Origin of the sequence: Aquimarina hainanensis, assembly GCF_042684685.1 — a bacterium.
GTDB lineage: Bacteria > Bacteroidota > Bacteroidia > Flavobacteriales > Flavobacteriaceae > Aquimarina > Aquimarina hainanensis.
In genome coordinates this window covers 100,644-123,237 of sequence record NZ_JBHULX010000013.1, presented here as the reverse complement: position 1 = coordinate 123,237, position 22,594 = coordinate 100,644, and the positions used below count along the sequence as shown (strand labels likewise).

At 34.1% G+C, this 22,594-nt stretch carries 22 protein-coding genes; 11 read left to right on the top strand and 11 right to left on the bottom strand.

What is annotated here, in order from left to right; genetic code table 11:
- Window positions 1-776: 776 nt before the first annotated feature.
- Together ACFSTE_RS08935 and ACFSTE_RS08930 are read right to left on the bottom strand one after the other, a co-directional pair.
- Window positions 777-2,228, bottom strand: coding sequence for a serine hydrolase domain-containing protein (locus tag ACFSTE_RS08935; RefSeq protein ID WP_378258804.1), 1,452 nt, complete (start codon window positions 2,226-2,228; stop codon window positions 777-779).
- Between the two features lie 276 nt (window positions 2,229-2,504).
- Entirely contained in the window at window positions 2,505-2,786 is a 282-nt protein-coding gene (locus ACFSTE_RS08930) for a hypothetical protein (protein ID WP_176027384.1), read from the bottom strand.
- Window positions 2,787-3,005: 219 nt separating this feature from the next.
- On the opposite strand from ACFSTE_RS08930, the gene ACFSTE_RS08925 reads away from it, so the two are divergent.
- From ACFSTE_RS08925 to ACFSTE_RS08895, 7 genes are all read left to right on the top strand, one after another.
- A complete protein-coding gene (locus tag ACFSTE_RS08925) occupies window positions 3,006-3,320 on the top strand; it encodes a hypothetical protein (RefSeq protein ID WP_176027385.1) in 315 nt (104 codons plus the stop codon).
- Between the two features lie 21 nt (window positions 3,321-3,341).
- Complete coding sequence (locus ACFSTE_RS08920; RefSeq protein ID WP_176027386.1) at window positions 3,342-3,722, top strand: hypothetical protein; 381 nt, start codon at window positions 3,342-3,344, stop codon at window positions 3,720-3,722.
- Between the two features lie 220 nt (window positions 3,723-3,942).
- A complete protein-coding gene (locus tag ACFSTE_RS08915) occupies window positions 3,943-4,599 on the top strand; it encodes a hypothetical protein (RefSeq protein ID WP_378258801.1) in 657 nt (218 codons plus the stop codon).
- Between the two features lie 171 nt (window positions 4,600-4,770).
- Window positions 4,771-5,097 (top strand): hypothetical protein, encoded by a 327-nt coding sequence (locus tag ACFSTE_RS08910; protein ID WP_176027388.1) that lies wholly within the window; start codon window positions 4,771-4,773, stop codon window positions 5,095-5,097.
- A 111-nt stretch (window positions 5,098-5,208) separates the two neighbouring features.
- Window positions 5,209-5,925, top strand: a complete 717-nt coding sequence (locus ACFSTE_RS08905; RefSeq protein ID WP_176027389.1) for an ABC transporter ATP-binding protein — start codon at window positions 5,209-5,211, stop codon at window positions 5,923-5,925.
- Window positions 5,922-7,328, top strand: a complete 1,407-nt coding sequence (locus ACFSTE_RS08900; protein WP_176027390.1) for an ABC transporter permease — start codon at window positions 5,922-5,924, stop codon at window positions 7,326-7,328. The genes ACFSTE_RS08905 and ACFSTE_RS08900 overlap by 4 nt, the downstream gene beginning before the upstream one ends.
- Window positions 7,329-7,330: 2 nt before the next feature.
- The gene (locus ACFSTE_RS08895; RefSeq protein ID WP_378258798.1) at window positions 7,331-8,758 is read left to right on the top strand and encodes a DUF3526 domain-containing protein; all 1,428 of its coding nucleotides are present in this window, start codon (window positions 7,331-7,333) and stop codon (window positions 8,756-8,758) included.
- A 59-nt stretch (window positions 8,759-8,817) separates the two neighbouring features.
- Here ACFSTE_RS08895 and ACFSTE_RS08890 read toward each other — a convergent pair whose 3' ends face one another.
- Window positions 8,818-9,150 (bottom strand): single-stranded DNA-binding protein, encoded by a 333-nt coding sequence (locus ACFSTE_RS08890; protein ID WP_176027392.1) that lies wholly within the window; start codon window positions 9,148-9,150, stop codon window positions 8,818-8,820.
- Window positions 9,151-9,480: 330 nt separating this feature from the next.
- Here ACFSTE_RS08890 and ACFSTE_RS08885 point away from each other — a divergent pair, with 330 nt between their 5' ends.
- The 3 genes from ACFSTE_RS08885 to ACFSTE_RS08875 all read left to right on the top strand — a co-directional run bounded on the left by ACFSTE_RS08885 (window position 9,481) and on the right by ACFSTE_RS08875 (window position 11,129).
- On the top strand, window positions 9,481-9,666 hold the full coding sequence (locus ACFSTE_RS08885; protein WP_176027393.1) for a hypothetical protein: 186 nt from the start codon (window positions 9,481-9,483) through the stop codon (window positions 9,664-9,666).
- Between the two features lie 140 nt (window positions 9,667-9,806).
- Complete coding sequence (locus ACFSTE_RS08880) at window positions 9,807-10,388, top strand: Crp/Fnr family transcriptional regulator (RefSeq protein ID WP_378258796.1); 582 nt, start codon at window positions 9,807-9,809, stop codon at window positions 10,386-10,388.
- 156 nt (window positions 10,389-10,544) lie between these two features.
- Entirely contained in the window at window positions 10,545-11,129 is a 585-nt protein-coding gene (locus tag ACFSTE_RS08875) for an NAD(P)H-dependent oxidoreductase (protein WP_378258794.1), read from the top strand.
- Between the two features lie 76 nt (window positions 11,130-11,205).
- Here ACFSTE_RS08875 and ACFSTE_RS08870 read toward each other — a convergent pair whose 3' ends face one another.
- Window positions 11,206-11,631 carry a hypothetical protein gene (locus ACFSTE_RS08870; RefSeq protein ID WP_378258792.1) on the bottom strand — a complete coding sequence of 142 codons (426 nt, stop codon included), beginning with the start codon at window positions 11,629-11,631 and terminating at the stop codon, window positions 11,206-11,208.
- Window positions 11,632-11,912: 281 nt separating this feature from the next.
- On the opposite strand from ACFSTE_RS08870, the gene ACFSTE_RS08865 reads away from it, so the two are divergent.
- Window positions 11,913-12,491 (top strand): helix-turn-helix domain-containing protein, encoded by a 579-nt coding sequence (locus ACFSTE_RS08865; RefSeq protein ID WP_378258790.1) that lies wholly within the window; start codon window positions 11,913-11,915, stop codon window positions 12,489-12,491.
- Between the two features lie 108 nt (window positions 12,492-12,599).
- Here ACFSTE_RS08865 and ACFSTE_RS08860 read toward each other — a convergent pair whose 3' ends face one another.
- The 7 genes from ACFSTE_RS08860 to ACFSTE_RS08830 all read right to left on the bottom strand — a co-directional run bounded on the left by ACFSTE_RS08860 (window position 12,600) and on the right by ACFSTE_RS08830 (window position 22,591).
- On the bottom strand, window positions 12,600-13,280 hold the full coding sequence (locus ACFSTE_RS08860) for a phosphonatase-like hydrolase (protein WP_378258788.1): 681 nt from the start codon (window positions 13,278-13,280) through the stop codon (window positions 12,600-12,602).
- 4 nt (window positions 13,281-13,284) lie between these two features.
- A complete protein-coding gene (locus ACFSTE_RS08855; RefSeq protein ID WP_378258786.1) occupies window positions 13,285-14,442 on the bottom strand; it encodes a TIGR03364 family FAD-dependent oxidoreductase in 1,158 nt (385 codons plus the stop codon).
- A gap of 28 nt (window positions 14,443-14,470) precedes the next feature.
- A complete protein-coding gene (locus ACFSTE_RS08850) occupies window positions 14,471-15,787 on the bottom strand; it encodes a DUF5690 family protein (protein ID WP_378258784.1) in 1,317 nt (438 codons plus the stop codon).
- Window positions 15,788-16,142: 355 nt separating this feature from the next.
- Window positions 16,143-18,515 carry a GumC family protein gene (locus ACFSTE_RS08845; RefSeq protein ID WP_378258782.1) on the bottom strand — a complete coding sequence of 791 codons (2,373 nt, stop codon included), beginning with the start codon at window positions 18,513-18,515 and terminating at the stop codon, window positions 16,143-16,145.
- A 162-nt stretch (window positions 18,516-18,677) separates the two neighbouring features.
- Complete coding sequence (locus ACFSTE_RS08840) at window positions 18,678-19,838, bottom strand: sugar transferase (RefSeq protein WP_378258780.1); 1,161 nt, start codon at window positions 19,836-19,838, stop codon at window positions 18,678-18,680.
- A gap of 387 nt (window positions 19,839-20,225) precedes the next feature.
- Complete coding sequence (locus tag ACFSTE_RS08835; protein WP_378258778.1) at window positions 20,226-21,155, bottom strand: hypothetical protein; 930 nt, start codon at window positions 21,153-21,155, stop codon at window positions 20,226-20,228.
- The gene (locus ACFSTE_RS08830; protein ID WP_378258776.1) at window positions 21,155-22,591 is read right to left on the bottom strand and encodes an MBOAT family O-acyltransferase; all 1,437 of its coding nucleotides are present in this window, start codon (window positions 22,589-22,591) and stop codon (window positions 21,155-21,157) included. Before ACFSTE_RS08830 ends, ACFSTE_RS08835 begins: the two co-directional genes overlap by 1 nt.
- Window positions 22,592-22,594: the final 3 nt, after the last annotated feature.

The following is a 22,594-nucleotide window of genomic DNA, read 5'->3' as shown; positions in this document are numbered from 1 at the left end:
ATCGTTTCGTTTCATCTGTTTATATGTATAACTTTATTAATATCGAATTGGAATTACCGATCGATAAACTCATATGAACTTATTGATGACAGCTCATTCCATGATATATCAAAAAATATGTATGTTTATCGGAAGATTCTTACTTAGATAGATCTGAATGAAAAAAATCCGATACTTATATTCGCGGACTTCTTTCATTTTTTAAGCAGTTTTCCTACATCTTGAAGTCCCGAAGTTTCATTACGACAGTTCCTTGATCTGGCATAATCTCAAAGTTATTTTTTATAAAAATCATATAACCTTCGGTTTTTTAATGGTGAATATTTGTTTTTTCAGAACCTGTTTCCATAACATTGTTCCGGACTGCAAATATGAAACTTTTTTTTAATTTAACAAACAAAAAAATAATCACAAAAATCTGAAAACCAATAAGTTAACACAAAAAGAGTCCTGTCCGTATTACAACAGATATCATAGAGATTGGTAAAAAATTGATCAACAGCCATTTATACTTTCTACCTTATTTTTAATAAAACAGGCATTTCGTAATAAAAAAACATAAAAAAAGCGCTCATTTTAGGTGAGCGCTTCGATTTTATATATTTTCTTTTAAGTATATGCCTATGATTTCTCTTTGAAAATGGCTTTTTCTGCGCCCTTATTATGTATGAAAAACAAAATCATCGGAATATATTTCTTTTTTAGTTCTTAAAATCAGACTACAAATATGAGGTTTTTTTCGGAAAAAATTATAATTAGTCATTCTTTACTTTCTTTTAACGCTTTTCTGAAGGTGATAATTCCTTGAGTTTTTTAAGCATTTCATCGTTATAATTCCATTCATTAGTAACATTATTTCGGATGGCTTTTAGATAATAAAAAACGGCACTGTCTTTTTCTTTGACATTTTCATATCCTTCTGCAATTGATGCTGAAGAAACCCACCACTCGGGATACACGCTTTCATTTACGGAAAACACTTCTACTGCTTTTCTTCCTTCCTCTGAATACAAGAAACTATTACCGATTCCATTTATATTCCATCGTAGGTTCTCTAATGGTTTCTCCTTATTTTCTTCCTTAAGAGTCCTATACTTTTTTATAGCATCTTTATAATTTCCTGACAGTACCAGCTTTATCACTTCTGCTTCTAATACAGGCTTCTTTTTATATACACTAGGAATAATCATTCTTGCTATATCATTTATAAGTATATCATGAGCTGCTACTTTGCTCCCATTGGATAAAAATACAATCGTAAGATCATCATCTACAAACTTTCTGAATCCTGTTATATTCCCTCCACTAAAACCATAAGATTTTTGCTGATTGATAATGTAATTCGCCCAGCCATATAAAAAATCATCTTTTTTATTCTCAAAATTAAAGGCACTCCACATTTCCTTTTTTGTTTTTGGGAGTAGTAATTCATTCTGATCCAATCTATCATTCCACTTTATGAATTCTCGCAATGTCAAGTTAAGCCCATTTCCTGAATGCCCTCTTCTCCCATTGTCTATTGTTGATTTTAAAAACTTTTCTTCTTTATTATTATAAAAGTATCTGGTAGCTCTATTTTCTTTTTCTTCTAGTGAATTTGACGAAAAGTAAACCGATTTTTTTTCGCCCCTAAATTGGTTAATACGAACAAAATCTTCGAAAGGCATAAGGGTTACTTTCTCTATTAGCTTAGTTAACAGCCAATAATTGGTTTGGGTGTACCTAAATCGATCCCCTGCTTCATATAACATCGAATCCTTCTCTAATAAAGCCATTAACTCTTCATCTGAGAGTTCATCTCCATACCTAACAAAATCCGGCACCCCAGAAGAATGTGTAAGCAGGTGTTTTACTTTTATTGATTGCCAATGGACAGGGAGGTCATCGATATGCTTTACTATCAAATCTTCCAATCTAATTTTCCCTTCTTCTATCAACTGAAAAACAGCTACAGTAGTAATTAATTTGGTAGTAGAAAATAACTGAAATGTTGTCTTCTCATTGACCGTTTCTTTTGTTTCTAATGAAGCTTGTCCTAAATACTTCTCGTATATTAACGCTCCATCTTTAACAATACCTATTGCTACTCCTGGTATGTGATGAAACTTCATTACATCTGTTATATAATTATCTATCGCTAGGGGATCAATAACACTGGCAGGAGTTTTTTTACATGCAAAACATAATAAAAGGATTATTATGCTACTTGCACTAATCACTGTTTTCATCTTTTCATTTTTGTTGACTACAAAAAAAGAAGTACCGTTACATTGCCACTTTACTTTAATTGGTTATCTGGTTCTCTCCAAAAATAAGCATGAAAAATAGTGTTGAGTTAGTCTTATTGAGTTAACACAACGCATGAGCGAGGGAAGTATTCTTTTGTTTTAGTTTCTCAAATCTCCTCAGGTACGCACGGGGTATTACAATAAGAAATGGAGTTTATCTGGCAAAAACCAACGCATTTAAATCTTCATTATCAAGAAGAATACATTTAGTAGTGTTTAAAACCTGCTTTTCCTTCTGCCAAAATAGCCCCCTTTCATCTTATCGATATACGTTTTTACAGCTTCTACATTATTGCTTGTTCTCTTGTGTTTTTCCTGAGCTATTTCTTCAGTAGTGCTATCTTGTATTTGCGCTTCTGATTTAGTATCAATGGTTTCACTTAAAAACTCCAGATCTACTCTGGTCACAATTCCGTTACCGATTCTACAATGTCTAAATCTTTCTTTTCTTTTAGACAATATCTTTTTTAATTCCGGGGTAGGTTTTTCTTTCATCATATCTTTTTAAGATAATAAAAACCAATCACTTAAAAAAGAATTTTCTAAAAAAAAGATCATTCCCGGTATAAAATTTTAGTTCTGAAAATAAATTCTAATAAACCATCACAAAACCATTTGTATTTGTTTTAAAATCAACATTTTATTAGTATCTTCAATAAGAATTCGATCCTTTTTCTACTTAAGGATCTTTTTTAGTCATAAACCCAAATTAACAATATGCCCGATTTAAAAGAAATCCAAGATTTAACCAATGCAGAAATTGTACTTATGGCAAATGAAAAAGGAGATATCATTGATTCTATAAATGTAGAATATGACTCCAATATCGCCTTAATGACAGAAACTGCTTTTACAATGTGTGATGAATTATCACAGGACTTAATCAATGGTCATTTAGATCAACTTGTAGCAAAAACTTCTGAAGGATATTTCATTGCTAATAAAATTGATTCAGAATTCATCATTCTTATAGCTTCTAGAGATTTATCTAAACTGGGACTATTGTTAAAATATATGAGTAACATAAAATAATAAACCAATAAAATTAAAAATATGGGAGATAGTAACTTTCTAGACCAGTTCAAAGATGATATTAGTAGCAACGTACCTGGTTTTATTGCAGTATCAGTGACAGAAGTCGAAACCGGAGTATCATATGTTTCTTTGTCTAACAAAGATGATTTTGACCCGGAAATCGCTTCTGCTTATAATCTCGAAGTAGTAAAAGCTAAAAAGAGTGCCATCAAAGCACTTGGTCTTGATAGCAATATACAAGACATCATGATTACCTTAACAGATCAAATTCATATCATCGACCTCTCTGAGAAAGGAGATTATTTTATCTACCTGGCGGTTGATTCTACCAAAGCAAACTTAGGAATGACCAGGGCTTTATTAAAGAAATACAAAAAAGATATTGTCAATAAATTATAATCTTTTTTTAGCATCAAAAAGCAATGCGATCAAGAGCTACACCTTTTTAGAAAAGGAGTAGCTTTTTTTTACAGCTCTGACACATATTAAAACGATACCTTAACCACATAAAATATACTGCCCGCCCTCTGTTACTGACTAATCAAATCAAGTACAAACACCTGTTTTTCATCAAACAGAGAAATCTCAAATTTGCAATCTGGTTCCTAAATCTATTCTCATGAGTGATATCAAATTAAATTTTATTAATAAGTCTAATGATATTAATACTGCTTCTGTTGTTATTTTTCAGAAGAATGTAGCAACTGACTTTGATGCATTAACTGTTCCCTGGAAGGTTCTAACAAACTGTCATAAGAACGAAAAACATCCACTTACTTATTCTCAAAAAACGCAACTAGTATGTAGTGATTCTTCAGGTAATAAAACTACAAAACTGGATGCTGATAAAGGACAACAGTTCGAGGTAACGCAACATAACACAACGACCTCTCTACAATTAGCTAGTATCAAAAACACAACCACTTCAGAGGAAGGAATCGTTGTTACAAACCATCTTTCCAAAGGGGCTATTCATGCTCAGCTACTACGCAATGGACGGCTTGTCGGATTCAGAAATAGTATCAGACCTCATCAAAAAGCTGTTTTTAAATTCCAGCCAAAACTATATATCGCTGCAATTTCTGGGATAGAGGAAGGTAGTGTCATCAATTCTCCTACCTTAGAAGGGATTAGCACAGAACTCCCGCTGGAAGGTATCACAAGTGCAGATATTGTTATGACGGGAGGAGGAACTGGCGCTACAGCTACTCCTTTTAATTTTTCAATGGAAAACGTCGTAAAAAAAACACGTGTACAACTAGAAACCAATCCATAACATTAAAAAACAATTACTAAAAACACCTTTCTTATGATCTGTTTTTCTTGAAAAAAACAGCCTCTGATTTATATTTTCTACTGTTAAAATTTTCCTTAGATGTTAAAATACTCCAAATATGTAAGGGCAATACTTCCTGTTTGATTACTTTGCCACCTCAGCAATCAACTCATGGGAAATTGGAAGTTAAAAAATAGTATTTCATTATTTTTCCTGATAAGCTTTATATTCATAAGGATTATCAATTTTCATACGACCTCTCATCTTCTTTTTGAAGATGAATTAGCAGAACAATCCTGTGAATATTGTCATGCGCTATCTGCCACGGAACGAAATGTGTTTTTGTACACTCCAACCATTCCTGAAATCCATCCGATAGCAAAAAAAATACCTGAAGTAACAACAGCATATTTCGCGTACATCAGTCCTGTAAAAAAGGTAAGAATCACTGATTATTACCTAAACAAACCTCCCCCTGAGAAAAAACACTTTAGTTAACATAAACAACCTTAATTAATTTTTAATAAAAGACAGGAATAAAGCTTACTTATTTCATGTCTCCTATGATAATATCATATACCCTTGTTATCATTACTTAAATAATACACAATGATTAGTACACAAAATCTAACTAAAAAATATGGAGATTTCACCGCGTTAAACGCGCTCAATCTCAACGTAAAAGAAGGAGAAATCCTTTGTCTTCTCGGAGCTAATGGTGCCGGAAAAACAACTACCATTAACCTTTTGCTCAATTTCATCTCTCCAAGTTCCGGAGCGGCTTTTATCAATGGAATTAATACTGCTGAATCTCCTAAAAAAACAAAGGAATTTCTGGCATACATTCCTGAAAACCTAATGTTATACCCTACATTAACCGCTGTTGAGAATCTCGATTATTTTTCTGGGATTGGAGGTAAAAAACTGACAACCCCTGTCTTGGAAAATTATTTGATTGAGGCAGGTTTACAACAAGATGCTCTCCATAAGAGAATTCAATCTTTCTCTAAAGGTATGCGTCAAAAAGTCGGAATTGCTATTGCTATTGCCAAAGAAGCTAAAGCCCTGTTATTAGATGAGCCTACTTCTGGTTTAGATCCAAAATCCAGCAATGAATTTGGTCTTTTATTAAAAAAGATGAGTGAGAACGGGGTAGCTACTTTAATGGCTACTCATGATCTTTTCAGAGCCAAAGAAATCGGTACACATATAGGAATTATGAAACAAGGGGTATTAAAACATTATTTCGCTGCTTCAGAAATTTCTCTGCCTGAACTCGAAAAGTGCTATCTGGAAACCATGAATTTTAATGATGTTGCCGTATGATTTCTAATGTAATAAAAAAAGAAACAAAAGAAATTCTAAGGGACGGACGTTTTAGAATTTCAGCAATCATACTATTGCTATTGGCAGCAATTGCTTTATTGGTTAGTAAACAACAATATCAAAATACCAATGAGCAATACGAAAAAGCTAAAAATGACGAACGAGCAGTTTGGGAGGATCAGGGTGATAAAAACCCACACTCTGCTGCCCACTACGGAACATATGCTTTCAAACCTAAATTCCCATTATCCTTACTCGATCAGGGAGTAGAAAAATATACTGGTGTTTCTATTTTCTTAGAAGCTCACAAAAGAAATGAGGCTCAATTTAGTGCCGCCGCTGATCAGACAGGGCTTTCTCGATTCGGAGAATTAACCCCTGATTTTATTCTGCTATTTATTATGCCATTGATTATTATCCTTATCGGATATAATACATATACTAAAGAAGTTGAGGGAGGCACCATGTTATTACTACGCAATCAGGGAATTTCTCCCTGGAAATTAGCTATAGGAAAGTGGATATCAGCGATATTACCTGTATTTATAATGACCACTTTTTTATTTATAATAGCTGCGATTGTTCTCTCTTCCATATCAGATTATGGTGTATTTAGCTGGTCTTCTTTTATTGCCTTATACCTTGTATATCTACTTTACTATATCGTTTTTGCTAATATTGTTTTATTTATCTCCTCTCGTTTCAAGAAATCGGGAATATCTTTAGTAGTATCATTAGCAATATGGATATTAGCTTGTTTTGCAGCTCCCAAAGCTGCCAGTAACTTTGCTGATAGCAAGTACCCTTATCCGACACGACAGGAGTTTGCTTCGAATATAAAAGAAGACAGAAAACAAGGACTGGATGGTCATGATCCATGGAGCAAAGCTTCTAAACAATTAGAAAAAGAAGTACTACAGGAATATGGTGTTGACAGCCTGCATCAACTCCCCTTTAATTTTGATGCATATAGAATGCAAAAAGGAGAAGAGCATGAAGCAGAGATTTATTTCAAACATTACAACCTCTTAAAAGAACAATATCAAAATCAAACGATTACTTATAAAACATTAGCTATTATTTCTCCATTTCTCCCAACTCGTTTCTTATCAATGGCGATTGCCAATACCGACTATCAAACACATTGGGATTTTTCTGATACAGCAGAAAATTACAGAATCCGTACGCAGAAGTTTTTGAATGATAATTTTGCACAAAACTCCAAATATGGAGAATGGTCCTATAAAGCCACAGGAGATACATGGAAAAATTTACCTCCTTTTGAGTATGATGCGCCATCCTTATCGATGACACTATCCAGAAATATGTCTAATATCATCATCTTATTATTCTGGGTATTGCTCAGTACCGGAGCTTTGTTTGTTTCAACAAAAAAATACTAAATATGTTATCATATAATTTTAAATACGAATTAAAAACACTTATAAGAAGTAAGTGGATTCAGGCTCTCTCAGGTATCTTATTAGTTGTTATGCTATTTGCTGGTTTTAATGGTAAACAGAAAGTAGACAAAAGACATTATGATATCCAAAAGGTAAAAGAACAAGTTGCCGAAGATGACCGGGAAATGATTTCCCTATTAGACTCAGTAGCTCAAGGACATAAAATATCTGTTTCTCCGTGGAGAATTCCGACCTCTCCAATGGTCGTTGCTAATTACTACCCCAGAGTTGTTTCTATGTCACCTCAGGCATTAACTTTTACTGCTGTAGGTCAAAGCGACCTGTTTACTCATTATGTACAACCCAAAGTATATGGAGATGATTTTTCTTTAAATTATACAGAAATGTCAAGCCCTGTTCAGTTACTTTTCGGAAGTTTTGATCTTTCATTTGTAATTATCTATCTACTTCCATTACTCATCATAGCTTTTACATATAATATTCTGTCTAATGAAAAAGAAAGTGGGTCTCTAAAGATCCTTGCCTCTCAACCAATGTCTATCTATATCTGGTTGTTGCAAAAATTATTACTGCGCTTCTTTTGGTTAGCCATTATCACGCTTTTTATTATTACACTTACTTTTCTTTTGAATGATTTTTCTTTTACCGATAATCTCGGTTCATTTTTATCATTCGCAGGTTTGGTAACAGTTTATATGTTATTTTGGTTTTCTGTATCATTCATAGTAAACTTATTAGTGGGATCTTCTGCTAAAAACGCAATTAGTCTATTAGGACTTTGGGTATTAATTGTTCTTATGTTGCCTGCGATTGTCAGTCAATTAGGAAATACAATTTATCCTGTCCCATCTCGAACAAAAATGATCAATGAAATCAGAACAATTAAAGCAGAAGCTAAGAAACAACAGGATAAAATTTTAGACAATTACCTAAGAGACCATCCGGAGTATGCAACTAACAACAGTGGGAATTATTCTTTTTGGCATAAATACATTGCTTCGCAAAAACTTGTCAAAGATAAAATCGCTCCGCTTGTTGCTGATTATGATCTTCAATTAGAAAAACAACAACAATGGATACAACAGTGGCAATATATTTCTCCTTCTATTATCCTCCAACAGAGCTTTAATCAACTAGCGGGAACTTCGACCGCCAGTTATGAAGATTTCAGAAAACAGGTTATCGGATTTTCTGAGAAATGGAAGGAACATTTTATTCCAATGTTATACAAAGACAAAACTTTTAAAAGTTCCCTGGTCAAAGAATTACCAACGTTTTCATATACCCCTTACAGATATGACAAAGGAGGGCAACATCTGTTCATTCTATTAATATTCCCGATACTTATTGGGGCAATAGGTTGGTACTTTTTTAATAATAAACTAAAAAAAGGAAGTGTTATCACCTGAAACAACTTCCCTTTTTCATCCTATAAAAACTCAAATCAAATTTTATTGGTTTGAGTTTTTTACTTTCCTAACATTAATAATTCACTGACGACAACTTCTGTAATAAATCGCTTCTCTCCTGTCTTCGTTTCATAACTTCTGGTCATCAATTTCCCTTCTACGGCTACTTCCTGTCCTTTTGATACATAAGCTTCTATAATCTCTGCTGTTTTATTCCAGGCAATCAGATTATGCCAATCTGTTTGTGTTATTTTTTCTCCCTGATTATTTTTATAATAATCATTTGTAGCCAAAGAGAATCTTGCCAATTTCTTTCCTGATTCTAAGGTGATAACTTCTGGGTCATTTCCCAAATTACCAATCAACTGTACTTTGTTTCTAAGTGTGTTCATACGAATATATTTTTAAGGTTAACAGTTAATACTATCGAATTTTATTGTTCGACAGTACGAAGCTAAATTTCAATTTATTGTTATTCGGTTCGGAAACACTTGTTATCGTTTGTAGTCGTTTGTAGTCGTTTGGAAATAGCTTTAACATTTCAAAAAAGCCTAACTCACTCAAAATAAACAACAAACCTGCAATTATTTTCTTTTTAACAAGAAAAAACGTACAATAGTTTTTATATTTGATTAACAGATGTGTGTTTGGAAGAGTTAAATTAAGAAAGTACCTTTGTAGTTCCCTACTGTTTTGACCTCCCGATAAAATCTATGTTAATCATGAACGAATTAGAAAAACGTTTTGAAGCCTACGATAATGTAGCATTAATTAAAGTATTCGAAAGCGAAGAAGAAGGTTCTGAGGCTGCTATTGCTGCAAAGAAAGAAATGCAAAAAAGAGAAATTACTGCCAAAGATATTGCTCAGGCGCAAAAGGAACTAGCAATAGAAAGAGAAAAAAAATAAGCTCCTTCGGTGTAAGCTCATGAGATAGTATACAGAAAGTAAACATCAACCTCAGGACAAACCTTACATTGTTTAAATCCTGATAATCGAGCCAGATAGTATTTCTGTAATTTCATAGCTAATCCGACATCCTATTGATTATGTTTGACCTTTTTATACAACTAATCAACCAATATACCTTACTAAATCAAAAGGAAATTGACCTTCTCAAAGATACTGTCTCCATTAGATCTTATAAAAAAAATGAAATCCTATTCGCAGAGGGGAAAGTAGCTACATCTATGTACTTCGTTCTACAAGGCTGGGTTCGGTTATTCTATAATGTAAATGGAAATGATAAAACTGCTTTTTTCTATACCGAAGGAAAATTTATATGTGCTGGGGAGAGTTTTGCAAAGCAAGTTCCCGCCAGAGAAAATTATCAGGCATTAGAGGATACAGTATTGGTACATTTCGAAAAGGAAAATATTGAGAAGTTACTTCAATATTCTTCTAAATTCGAACTTATCTCTCGATTAGCAACAGAAGATGAACTTATTACTTATCAGAAAATTGTAGCATCCTTCGTAACACAATCTCCAGAACAACGGTATCGGGATTTACTCAATAAAAACGGAGTCATTTTTCATAAAGTCCCGCAACAGTATATTGCTTCATTTCTGGGAGTCTCTCCAGAAACACTCAGTAGAATAAAAAAGCGAGTATTAACAAAAGAACATTGACTTTCTTTTTGACGATCGTCAAGAATTTCAAACACTTCTTTCCCTAGCTTTGATTCATGATAATGTAATTACAAATACCATGAATCAAATTATCAGGTAAACCTCGATCTACTGAAACGATAATTAAAATATTCTTTGCAAAAACAGTTGGACACTATGAAAAATAAAAAGATTCTTATTATTAACGGTCATCCTGATCCTGAAAGTTTTAATCAGGGACTCGCTGCTGCTTATATAGCCGGAGCGATCAAAACAGGAGCTGAAGTACAAACTATCTCAATCCGAGCATTAGATTTTAACCCCAATCTTGCATTTGGGTATCGCAAAAGAACACTGCTGGAGCCTGATCTTTTAGATGCTCAGGAAAAAATTAAATGGGCTGCACACATCGTTTTTATATATCCGGTTTGGTGGGGATCGATTCCTGCCATTATGAAAGGGTTTATTGATCGGGTTTTTCTTCCTGGATTTGCTTTTCAGAAAAGAGAAAATTCTGTTTGGTGGGATAAGTTATTAAGTGGAAAAAGCGCACGTATTATCTGTACACTTGATCAGCCTTCCTGGTATTATCGACTTGTTTATAGAGCTCCCAGTCATCGCGCTATGAAAAAACTAACTCTCAACTTTGTCGGAATTAAACCCGTAAAAATCACTACGATTGGTCCTATCAGGCTCTCTAAGGAATCATACCGAAAGAAATGGTTACAACGAATACATACCTTAGGAGAGAAACACCGATAAGTATACACATACGAAAAGGCATTTCTCCATCAGAAATGCCCTTTCACCAACAACATGTATGAAATAAACAATTTTCTTATTTTTTTGGATGATCAACCAAAGCCAAAGCAGGTTTTTCAAGGCGTTTTCTGGCTGCAATTCTCTTTTTTCTTTTTTTAATCGATATCGGAATCGTCACTGTAGCCTGAAATGTTATTGCACCAATCGCATTGGCTCCCATATCAGCCCAGGAAGCAACTCCATTTGATGAATATTTATCCGTTACTTCTTTTAAGGTACCGACAAGCATTGTTGTAGAAAACGAAATGACTCTCTTCTCTAATTCGGATAAATGCTGATAACGCTTGTGATATGACAAATAGGTATACGTGATTGCACTAATTCCAAAAGAGCCTACAGAATGCTTCATTTTATCATCTGCCCAGAATTCTCCTTTTTCATGTTCTTGCGCCATCATCTGAAGTCCTAAAATCATTATAATTCCTGTTACAATCGTTCTCATCTCCTTAATTTTTATCTCTGGGAAGCAATAAAGCCTCTTATCTATTCCTTTTTTATTTGATGATAAAATTACATGGAGAGATCAGCAAATTTTTGGCTTATTCGACCAATCGCCAATATGTATAGGTCGATTGTATGATTTCTTTATACAAATCGATTCATCGTTAATTTAAAATTTTCTTTTCTATTTTTTTTGATTGTTAACCTACTGATAAATGCACTGTTTTTGCTTTCTCATCTAACATTTATTATCGATATTCGTAAGCGTTAGTTATCATATTTATGGAAGATTATTTAATTGGAATTGGAAAACGTATTAAAGAAATACGTAAAAAAAACAAAAAAACAATTAGTGCGATTGCTACCAAGGCAGATGTTAGTAATGGTTTAATCTCTCGAATTGAAAATGGCAGAACAATTCCTTCATTACCTGTACTATTAAATATTATCAATGCTCTCGAAACGGAGATTCCTGACTTTTTTAATAGTATGCCTAAACAATCAGGTGATCTTTTTATTGTTTCCAGAGCAGGCGATAATGCCCTGTTAGAGAAAGAAGATGACGCCAGAGGGTTTTCCTATAAATATATTTTTGGAAAACAATTAGCTGCCATGGGATTTGAAGCAGTTCTCCTCGAAATACAACCCGATTCTTATAGAAAAAAAATAGAAACTGATGCCTACGAGTTTAAATACCTTCTTTCCGGAAGTTGTTCATATGTCATAGGAGAAGAAGAAGTCATCTTACACAAAGGAGATGCTATCTTTTTTGATGGAAGAACTCCCCATGTGCCTATTAACAGAACTGACTCTCCCTGTACAATGATCGTTATTTATTTTTTTATTAAACCTACTCAATAGCTGTTCATTCTTTTATAAATACTGAATTACATGATTCATTTCAAATAAAAAAAGAGACTTACTTTCATACTCAAGTAAGCCTCCATAAGAGTAAAATTTCAAAAAACTCTAAATAAAATCTTTTAATGCTGATAATTCTTCCAGAATATAAGTAGGTTTTGCTTTCTGAAGCTGTTCTTTGGATTGTGCTCCTGTCAAAACTCCCACTGTAATTCCACAATTAGCATTGATTCCTTCTTCGATATCAATTGCAGAATCACCTGCTTTTAATACCCTGGAGGTATCTGTAATATTATATAATTCCATCGCTTTATAGATCATATCCGGATGGGGTCTTCCCTGCGACACATCATCCATTGTTATCAGGGCATCAATATCTGTTCCGATAATCCATCCTAACTTATCCAATAATAAGGTCGCCGTCTTTTTATCATAACCTGTATTTAATACAACCTTTATATTATTTGTTCTCAGATATAAGAGTAATGAGTATACACCTTCGAATGCTGTTACTTCAAGCGTTTCATATGCTTTTTGCAGTGCTTTTTTGAAATTTTCGAAAATCAGGTCTGCTATATAATCATTACTTGGCTCCGTTGTTACATTTTTTAAAACATCTATAATTGCCTGATGTTTATCTTTACCTGCTCCATACTGCAGCACCTCTTCCAAAGAAACATTGTATCCCTGCCTATTGATCTCTTTCTGCACGGTTTTATAAACAACATTACTTTCATTTACTGTCGTTCCTGCCATATCGAATACTGCCAAATCTATTTCTTGTTTCATCTTTTTACACATTAAAAATTTTACTGATATGTTCCTTTGCAAAGCCTGCACTTCCGGTCATTCCTTTTCCCCCAATTCCTGTAACAATATGAATGGTATCATCAATTGTTTTTTGAAAAATATCACCATTCTTACACTGGGAATACATCCCAAACCAACGGTGTTTTATTTCATATGCCGGTAATGTTATGATTTTTTTTGCTTCCTCTATCATAAACCGATCTATATCCATATCCAGCTCATAACCTAAATCATCAATATCAGATGCATCTGCATATTGATGAGAATCTCCCAGAATAACCGATCCGTCTATAGCCTGTTTGAATAAAATATGCACCCCCCACATCTGTTGCAAAGACTCTTTTGCTTCGTTATTTTTTATTTCGCGATAAGAAGGACATTCACTAAACGCTTCATACCGTCGTATAGACCAACCAGTAAGCACAGATCCGGGTAATGTATAGGCTTTCTGTGGATATGTTTGCATCATTTGCAACTTCGAAACCTCTAAATCACTCTTTGCAAAAAGAGTTGGGTACAAACTCTTAAACTCATTCCCATTACATATAATTACTTTTTTCGCGATATACTCCTGTCCTCTGCTACACTGCACTCGTGCATTGCCTGCTTCTGATTCACAATGTATTATTGTCGTTTGATACTGTATCGTCAATCCCAGTATCTTTACCATATAAGCGTGCAATCGGTGAATCATCGTTCGAGGCTCTACCGTTACTTCCTGAGGGAACTGTAAGCCTCCCACAACATATGATTCATTAAGTCCAGGTAGTATTTGCAAGCATTCTTTTTTAGAACGCAAAACAGCGGTATAGTCATTAGCTTTATTAATCTTTGCCAATTCCTCTATCAATTGCATTTCTTCCTCGTTAGAAGCAACATACACACTTCCTTCTTCTCTAACAGTGATATCAAACTCTTGTTGAATTTCTTTATACAATTGCAAACTTTGGCGCCCATACGCCTGCCATTTAGTATTCATTCCTGAAGGTACTACCTGACCAAAATTCTGGGTAGTAGCTCCTCTTGGGACCTTATCTTTTTCGACAAGAAGTACATGTAATCCTCGTTTTAATGCATGGTATGCATGGAAAGAGCCTAAAACTCCTCCTCCGATAATAATCAGGTCATATGCAGCTCTCATATTGTAATAGGTTTACTCAATTAAGGGGCTAATAATTATATTCATTAATATTTTCCAGATTGGTATATTCAATAGGATATCCTATTGAATACTTTGTCTGGTGATGTTTCTTTTTATTTAACAGGTAATATGATCCAAGGACCGCAATCACCCCTATCCCAGAAACTACATATGAACCGTAAATAAAAAAGGAAGTCCACGATAGATTGGGATGTCCAAAATTCTTGTATAACAATACTATTACACTGCCCAAATACCCAAATGCATCTGCTATATAGATGAGAAATCCCGCATTTCCTTTTAGTTTAAAAGCGGCGATAAAGCGATCGAAAAACAAACAATTAAAGGGAACGTAACAACTGTAAAGACCAAATCCGGATAACACCATCCAGTAAAAACCGGACATAACTCCTGATTGAAAACACCAGGTCGTAATTAGAATACACAAAACTCCTGTCAATAAAACCCCGTGATAGGCATGTAAAGCTCTCAGGTTATTTTTGATATAAAATGTCCCTCCTAACAGAACTAATACCACAATAGCAATCAACAACTCTGAAGTGGTATAGATACTGGCATCTTCCGTATATCCAATATCATCCCACAATTCTCTGGTAAAATTATCTCTAAAATCCCTAAAAGCTGTCAAAAACATATAGAAGAAAACCAAAACAGTAATAGGAACAAAAAAATGATACAACACTTGTTTACGACTTTTAGCATCCATTGCAAACCGCTTCATTTTCATGCGTTTATCTTCTGCTGTCGGAGGTGGAATTCTCTCCAACAGCCAAGCAAAAAAACACAAGGGTATTATAAAAATAAGACCTGTGATTGCCGGCATCCAAAATGCTGAAATTCCCCATGAATTCATTATAAAGTATCCTACCGATTTTACCATTCCACTAGAAACAATAAAACTCGAACATAGAATAACCCCTAGTATTTCTGTATATTTTCTTCCTTCCACATAAGAAAATACAATCCCCCAAATCATTCCTAATGGCACTCCGTTAAGAAACATAAAAAAGAGGTTATACGGAGCAGGAACCAGTGCAAAAAACAGTAGCGCTATCTCCGATACTCCTATGAGAGCTAACAGGTAACATACCCTTTTCGAACTCTTTAATTCTGAAATCACTTTAATTCCAATAAATTTAGAGAATGCATACCCTATTACCTGTGCAATAATCAGAAGTATTTTATAATCTATATGAAAAAACTGAATCCCCTCGAACGTTGCTACACTAAAAGGTTTCCTAAAAGCGTACATACAAAAATAGGTTCCGAAAGAGGCAACAGAAGCCTGTAATAAAAAAGGAATGTTTATTTTATTAATATTCATACTTAATTAATAGCAACTGTCAATCTGTTCATGAACCCCTTCACTGATAACATTCTGACAATTATAATTATTTACACTGCTTTCTTCCAGAGCTTCACTTGCGCTCTTTTCGGTTTTCTCTATAGTCTTATCCTAACTAAGATTGCTGTTCTTTTAAAAAAGAATAGCAATCTTGTTTTTTTTACAAATAGTAAATTTATAATTGCAAAAATGATCAATTATTAATTATTTGTAAAAAATAAGAGTTTAAGAAATATTTACGAAGGCTTTGTCAAATTGTTAATTAATTCGACATTTCTATTGTAGTGCAAAAAAAGTATTGGCAAAAGCATTCCTGGGAGGTAAGAAATACCGCTTATCTAAATACTTTAGGAAGTAATCTTCGAATTCCTTTCTTTTTCTTTCTTTCTCCATAGCCATAACCGTACCCATATCCATAGCCGTAACCGTAGCCATAGCCGTATGATTTTTTCTGGTATACATCATTAATCAACAATGCCATTTGCCTAAAGCGCTGGTCTTTATACAAATGCCTTGGAACTTCTATTAATCGTTTATCCGAATAATTAAATCGTACAATGTACAGACACAGATCGGTATATGGGCTTAACAGCAATGTATCTGCTACTAAACTTACCGGAGGGGTATCTATCAGAATATAGTCATAAGTCTCTCTCAGCTGGGCAAATAGTTCTTTTACCCGTTCATTTTTCAATAATTCTGCAGGATTAGGAGGTTTAGGACCTGAAGTAATTACATCCAGGCTTTTAAATGTTGGAGCATTGGTCACGATATCCTCAATCTGTAACTCCTTATCTTTGATAAAATTGGTAATTCCTTTATGAGGTTGAATCCTTAAATTTTCTTTCAGCATAGAAGATCGCAAATCCATCTCTAATAAAACTATTTTCTTTTCTGATCGCCCCAATGTTATTCCTAGATTACTGGCTACAAATGATTTTCCTTCTCCCTTTATCGTAGATGTAATCAGAATCGTTTTGCAACCTGGAGCGGTATTTGCGAGTAAGAAATTAATATTTATCTCCAACAGCCGAAATGATTCTGCAATACTCGACCGGTCTACATCTCCAACAACCAGTCTTCGTTTTTCGTCAGTTCTGGGAATATCTCCAGCTATCGCAAAAGGAATTTTTTTCTTAATTTCTTTTAGACTACTGATCTTAGTATCAAACAGGTCCTTTACAAATATTAATGACACCGGTACTAGTACACTTGCTAGAAATATGGATAAAAACACCCGATTCTTTTTAGGACTCACCGGAGCTCTGCTACTATATGCTTTTTCGATTACTTTGGCATTGGATACAGTTGCCGCCAAAGAAATTGCGGTTTCCTCTCTCTTTTCTAATAGGTAGAGGAACAATGTTTCTTTTATCTGTTGCTGCCGCTGAATATCTCGTAGTTTTCGTTCCTTAGCTGGTAAGGCGGCAATTTTAGAACTCATCTCTCGATCTCTTCTTTTTAGATCCGTGAGTTTTAATCGCAATGTCTTTTTTTGATTTCTCAGACTTTGTTCCAGGCTCTGCTCAATACTTTTTAATTTTTCTGTTATGGTTATCAGTGCCGGGTTGTCTTCATTAGTGCTCTTCTGCATTCTATTCCGCTGTAAAGCAATTTCATTATACTTCAGAATCATTGTAGCGATAGTATGATCCGAAAAACCTAAATTCGCAGGCAATAAATCCACAGATGAATTATTCAGATAGTCCAATATAAAATCAACCAATCCAATCTGAATATTCGTCTCCAAGGCTTCTTTTTCATTAAATGAGGCCGTTTCTAAAAACAATGAAGCTTCTACACTGACATCTGTAAGACTGTTTTCTGTTTTGAAAGATTCTACATTTTTCTCTAAATCTCCCAATTCTTTATTGATAATCTGTAAACGTTCCTTGATAAAAACAGCCGTATTTTCTGCTATTTGGTTTTTATCATTAATAACATCCACATTATATTCGTCAATCAAACCATTTAATATCTCTTTTGCTTTTTCTTTAGCGGGAGTGAGCATGGTTAGCGTAACCACACTGGTTTTCTGATCAGTCAATCCTATTTTAATTGCAGACTTATACCCTTCTACCACATCTAGCAAAGGGATCATGCTTACATGAATTTTTTTTCCGATATATTCTGGTAAGCGCCTATAATCCGGTCTTATGGTAATATCACTAATCTCGGTAAAAGTACACTCTCCAAATGTTCCGCGTAATATGGGATTTCCCAATACATCTACAATTTCATACTGCTCACTGGAAAGAATCTTGATGATAAATGTGATTCCGGGAGTCGTAATGTCAATATCGTGAAAAGCTACTTCGATTGGACTATTTTCTGCTAATTCGACAAGTCGTTTTGAAAATTTTGTCTTGGAATAATACGATACATTGAGATGTAGTTTTTTTACGACATTCTCCATCAATGGTCGTGATCTCAATATTTCGATTTCATTTTCTACTTCCCGGTTTGCATTTTTGAAAATAGTTAAATCTTCAAAAGCAGAAAGTTCAGAAAGCATTCCATTTTTTTCGGCTTTAATCAAAATGGAAGAAGTTACCCTATAAATTTTGGGAGTATATCTCAGGTATAAAAATCCTGCAATGCAGCTAAAAATGAACGCCGCTAAAAATAATTTCCAATAGCGAATATATTTTTCAAATAGTTCTTTTATAACAAGGCTTCCGGAGTCGTCTTCAATCTCATAATTCATCCTATGAGTTCTTTTTGTTTTTTGTGTTTACTAGTAAAATCATTCTAAATTTAACCATTATCCTTCTACCTTCATTATTAAAAATTAAATTTAGAATGATCCATCAAAAAAATTACGTAATCCCCTCAAATAACTTATTTTTAAAGAATTACGAAACAACAACTAAGAACTTCTTTTTCCTCTCACAACGATATTAGTTATGATCTTACACAAGTATTTTATGTCTGTCACTAGAGGTTTTTTCTCATAGGCTTCCAGGTACCTCATTTCAGAAGCCATAATTTCATCCAGTGTTTTGGGCAGGTCTGCATAAAAAGGAGGGATCAATCCTGGTTTAAACCGGATTCTTTTTTCCTGCAATTCTTTAGAGTATAACCCAAAGTAATGGCTACTCAAAGGACGCCCCCCTACCAATTTCATCTCTCCTTTTAGCAAGTTGAGTAACATGGGTAATTCATCTATCCAGTATTTTCTGAGAAGTTTTCCTTCATTAGAAATCCTGAAATCATTTTTTATTTTCCCACCTTCTTTCAGGTCATTACATTCAAAAACATATTGTTGTAGGTATTCTGCATACGGGTACATGGTTCTGAATTTATACACCTTAATGGGTTTTCCTCCTTTTCCTACTCGTTTTAGTCGTATCAATGGTCCATAGCTAGGATCCATATCAAAGTTTGGTCTTTTTACTTTTTTGGCTACAAAATACAGGCGGTCATCGATTACTTTTTCTTCTATGACTTCAAAACCACAGGAATACAACCGACCTAATGTTTCTGCTTTTGTAAGTACTCTTCCATGCCCATTCGTTATATCGAAATATAACTTTTTAGTTAGTTTTAGCTTTGGCATAATACGGGTAAACACAAAATCTGTCAAATAATATGCATAGCTAAAAGGTCTGGGAAATTTTTTTAATATTCTTTTTTTCCGCGTTTCATAGGTCTCAACATTATTAATGAAAAGACCTCCTTCGGGTAACTTCATATTAACGGATTCAAAGAATTTGTTTATTCTTCTATAATCATTAACTCTATGAAGATTAATAATCGCACTGCAAGTGTAAATATCTGAATCGAGTATCCCATTTACTTTTCTGGTATCACATAAGAAAACATCTTGTAATCTCATATGGTTTACTTGTTCACTGATAAATTCACAGACTTGATTACCTAATCGTCTGGTTATTATTTGTTCTAATGTTATCTTACGGGTATCCCTTATCGTATAAGGTTGAGAGTCTGAAGAAACAGGTGTTGTAAGATGTTGGTTTTTTGTTTTGAAATAATGAATAGCTTCAGCCCCCACTGTTCTGCTAATCATTATGTAAGTTTAAATTAATAAAATATGTTCTAAACTGATATGGGTTCGGCTCGATAAGTTCAGAAGTTTTACCTTCTTTTCTAAATAGGTTTTTATTAATTAGTTTACTCATATATTTAAGTCTTGGTTACACACTTAAAGTTATGATATACAACCGAATATACAGAACGGATTTACCGTAGTATTACTACCTAAATACACTGTAAATCAAACTCTTGCTTGTTTTCTACACAAAAACCGTAGCCCATTAGCGCTTAACACACACAGAAGTAGTAAAAACCCTACACAAAAAGTACTTTTTTTCTATAATAATTAAGATATAAATCAAAGAATCCCGATAAAAAATATCAAAACAGGTGTTTCTACGGGGTATTTATCCCCTGTAAATCAAGCTTTATCGTATTTTTTCCCATATCTATTTTTCAATTTTTCGATAAGTCTGGTCGTATGTATACTTCTCCCTTCCTTATTTAAATGATATACGCTATCAAAAAAGTAGTCCGCCGGATAAACAAAATCATCGGGTTCTGATATAATTTCCCATTTCAATTTTTCCTTTATGGTCTCATGTATTTTATCTAACACTTCTCTGTTTTTTTGATATTCTGATTGTTCATAGGGGGCATATGAAAACAACAGAGTGATATTTTGTGACATCATTGTTTCTAAAAACGCATTCAATGCGTGTATTTCTTGTTTCTTATGCTCTTTAATAACTTCTTTACTCCCCAATTCTTTTAGCCCTAGTTTGGGAAGGTGTAAAGTGCCATCTCCTTCTTCATTAAACGTTCTTCTACTATATACTTCATCCAACTCTTTTAGCCCAAACCAACGGTCAATAATCTTCTTGAAAGACAAATGCCGATCTTCCAGAAAAAAAGAAAGTCCTCTTTCTTCTTTATCATAGTAGGTTCTTGATTCAGGATAATAATACGCTGCTAATGACTGTAATTCCTTATTCCCTTCCAAGGTCATCAAATGTTCCATAGATAAGATCACCACATCATTGTCCCGAATCAGATTTTTTGCCTCGTTGAGAATAAATTCTAAACCTAACTGTGCATGCAATCCCATATTTACTATAGGCATTCCTACTGCTTCTCCTATTTGTTTACTATTTACTCCAAAGACCAGATTAGATCCTCCCAAAAGGATAATTTTTGGTTTTTTAATCTTTGAAGCTGCCATATGCTTATCGTTCATTGCTGCCATAAAAGCATCTGAAGTCTCTTTGTTTTCTTCTAACAATGGCAATAAAAATAACGCCAATAAGTAAATAGCGATAAAGAGTGATGATTTATATAGGAACTTTCTCATTAAAATTGAAAATAAATAAATTGTTGTTGTTTTCCTGTAAAATAAAATAGCAGTACGACAAAACCTCCATAAATAATCCATCTCACCATTAGAGGAAAAGCAGTTGGCAAATGTGCTAATGCATGTTCATAATGCCTCCCTAACCATTCAATTACCAGACAGCACATCACCAACAACAGTACTTTTACGGACATTACTTCGGGATAGCTAAACAATGAACCTGAAAACATCGATGCGATGTATTCCACTCCATGGGTTATGTTTTCTGCTCTAAAAAATATCCAGGCAATCGCTGTTAGCAGAAATGTTATCCCTATCTGAACTAATTCTCTCAGAGAAGGAAACCATCGGTCTTCTGCAACAGTATTCAGGTAATTTCTATTCTTATTGGTCAATAGCAATGGCAAAAAATATAAGGCGTTTAATATTCCCCAAACAATAAACGTCCAGTTCGCCCCATGCCAAAACCCACTGACGATAAAGATGATAAACGTATTGCGAATTTTCATTCCTGTCCCCCCTTTGCTCCCGCCTAAAGGGATATATACATAATCTCTAAACCAGGTAGACAGAGAGATATGCCATCTTCTCCAGAACTCAGCTATATTCCGGGAAAAATAGGGATATGCAAAATTTCGGTTCAGATGAAACCCAAATAAACGAGACGTTCCTATTGCGATATCAGAATAGCCCGAAAAATCTCCATAAATCTGAAATGTAAAAAACAATGCTCCCAGAAGTAATGTACTTCCTGAATAATTTTCTGAATGATTAAAAATCAGATTGGCATATTCTGCACAGTTATCGGCTATTACCATTTTTTTTAGCAATCCCCACAGTATCTGCCGCATTCCATCAGCAGCTTTTTCGTATGAGAACACTCTTTTTTTATAAAACTGGGGTAATAGATTAGTTGCTCTCTCAATAGGACCTGCTACCAACTGAGGAAAAAAACTAACAAAAGCACTAAATGCAATAAAATCTCTGGTAGGTTCTATCTTCTCTCGGTAGACATCGATTGAATAACTCAATGTCTGGAACGTATAAAAACTAATCCCCACTGGCAATATAATATTTAATGTATTGACTGCTATTTCAGTTCCAAAAAGGGAAAAAGCACTTTGAAAGTTTTCTATAAAAAAATTGTAGTACTTAAAGAATCCTAAAAAGCCTAAATTCACCCCTATACTGGTCCATAAAAGTGCCTTACGCCGAAGAGGAGCTGATGCTTTCTTCATTTCCAAGCCTACGGTATAATCTACGATGCTACTAAAAAGAATCAGTGTTAAAAACTTCCAATCCCACCATCCGTAAAACACATAGCTAGCAATGACAATCAACCCATTTTGTAATGTTAAACTTTTGGCAACTACAAACCAGTACAGTACAAATACAATTGGCAGGAAAAGGGCAAAATCCAGAGAATTAAAAATCATAGC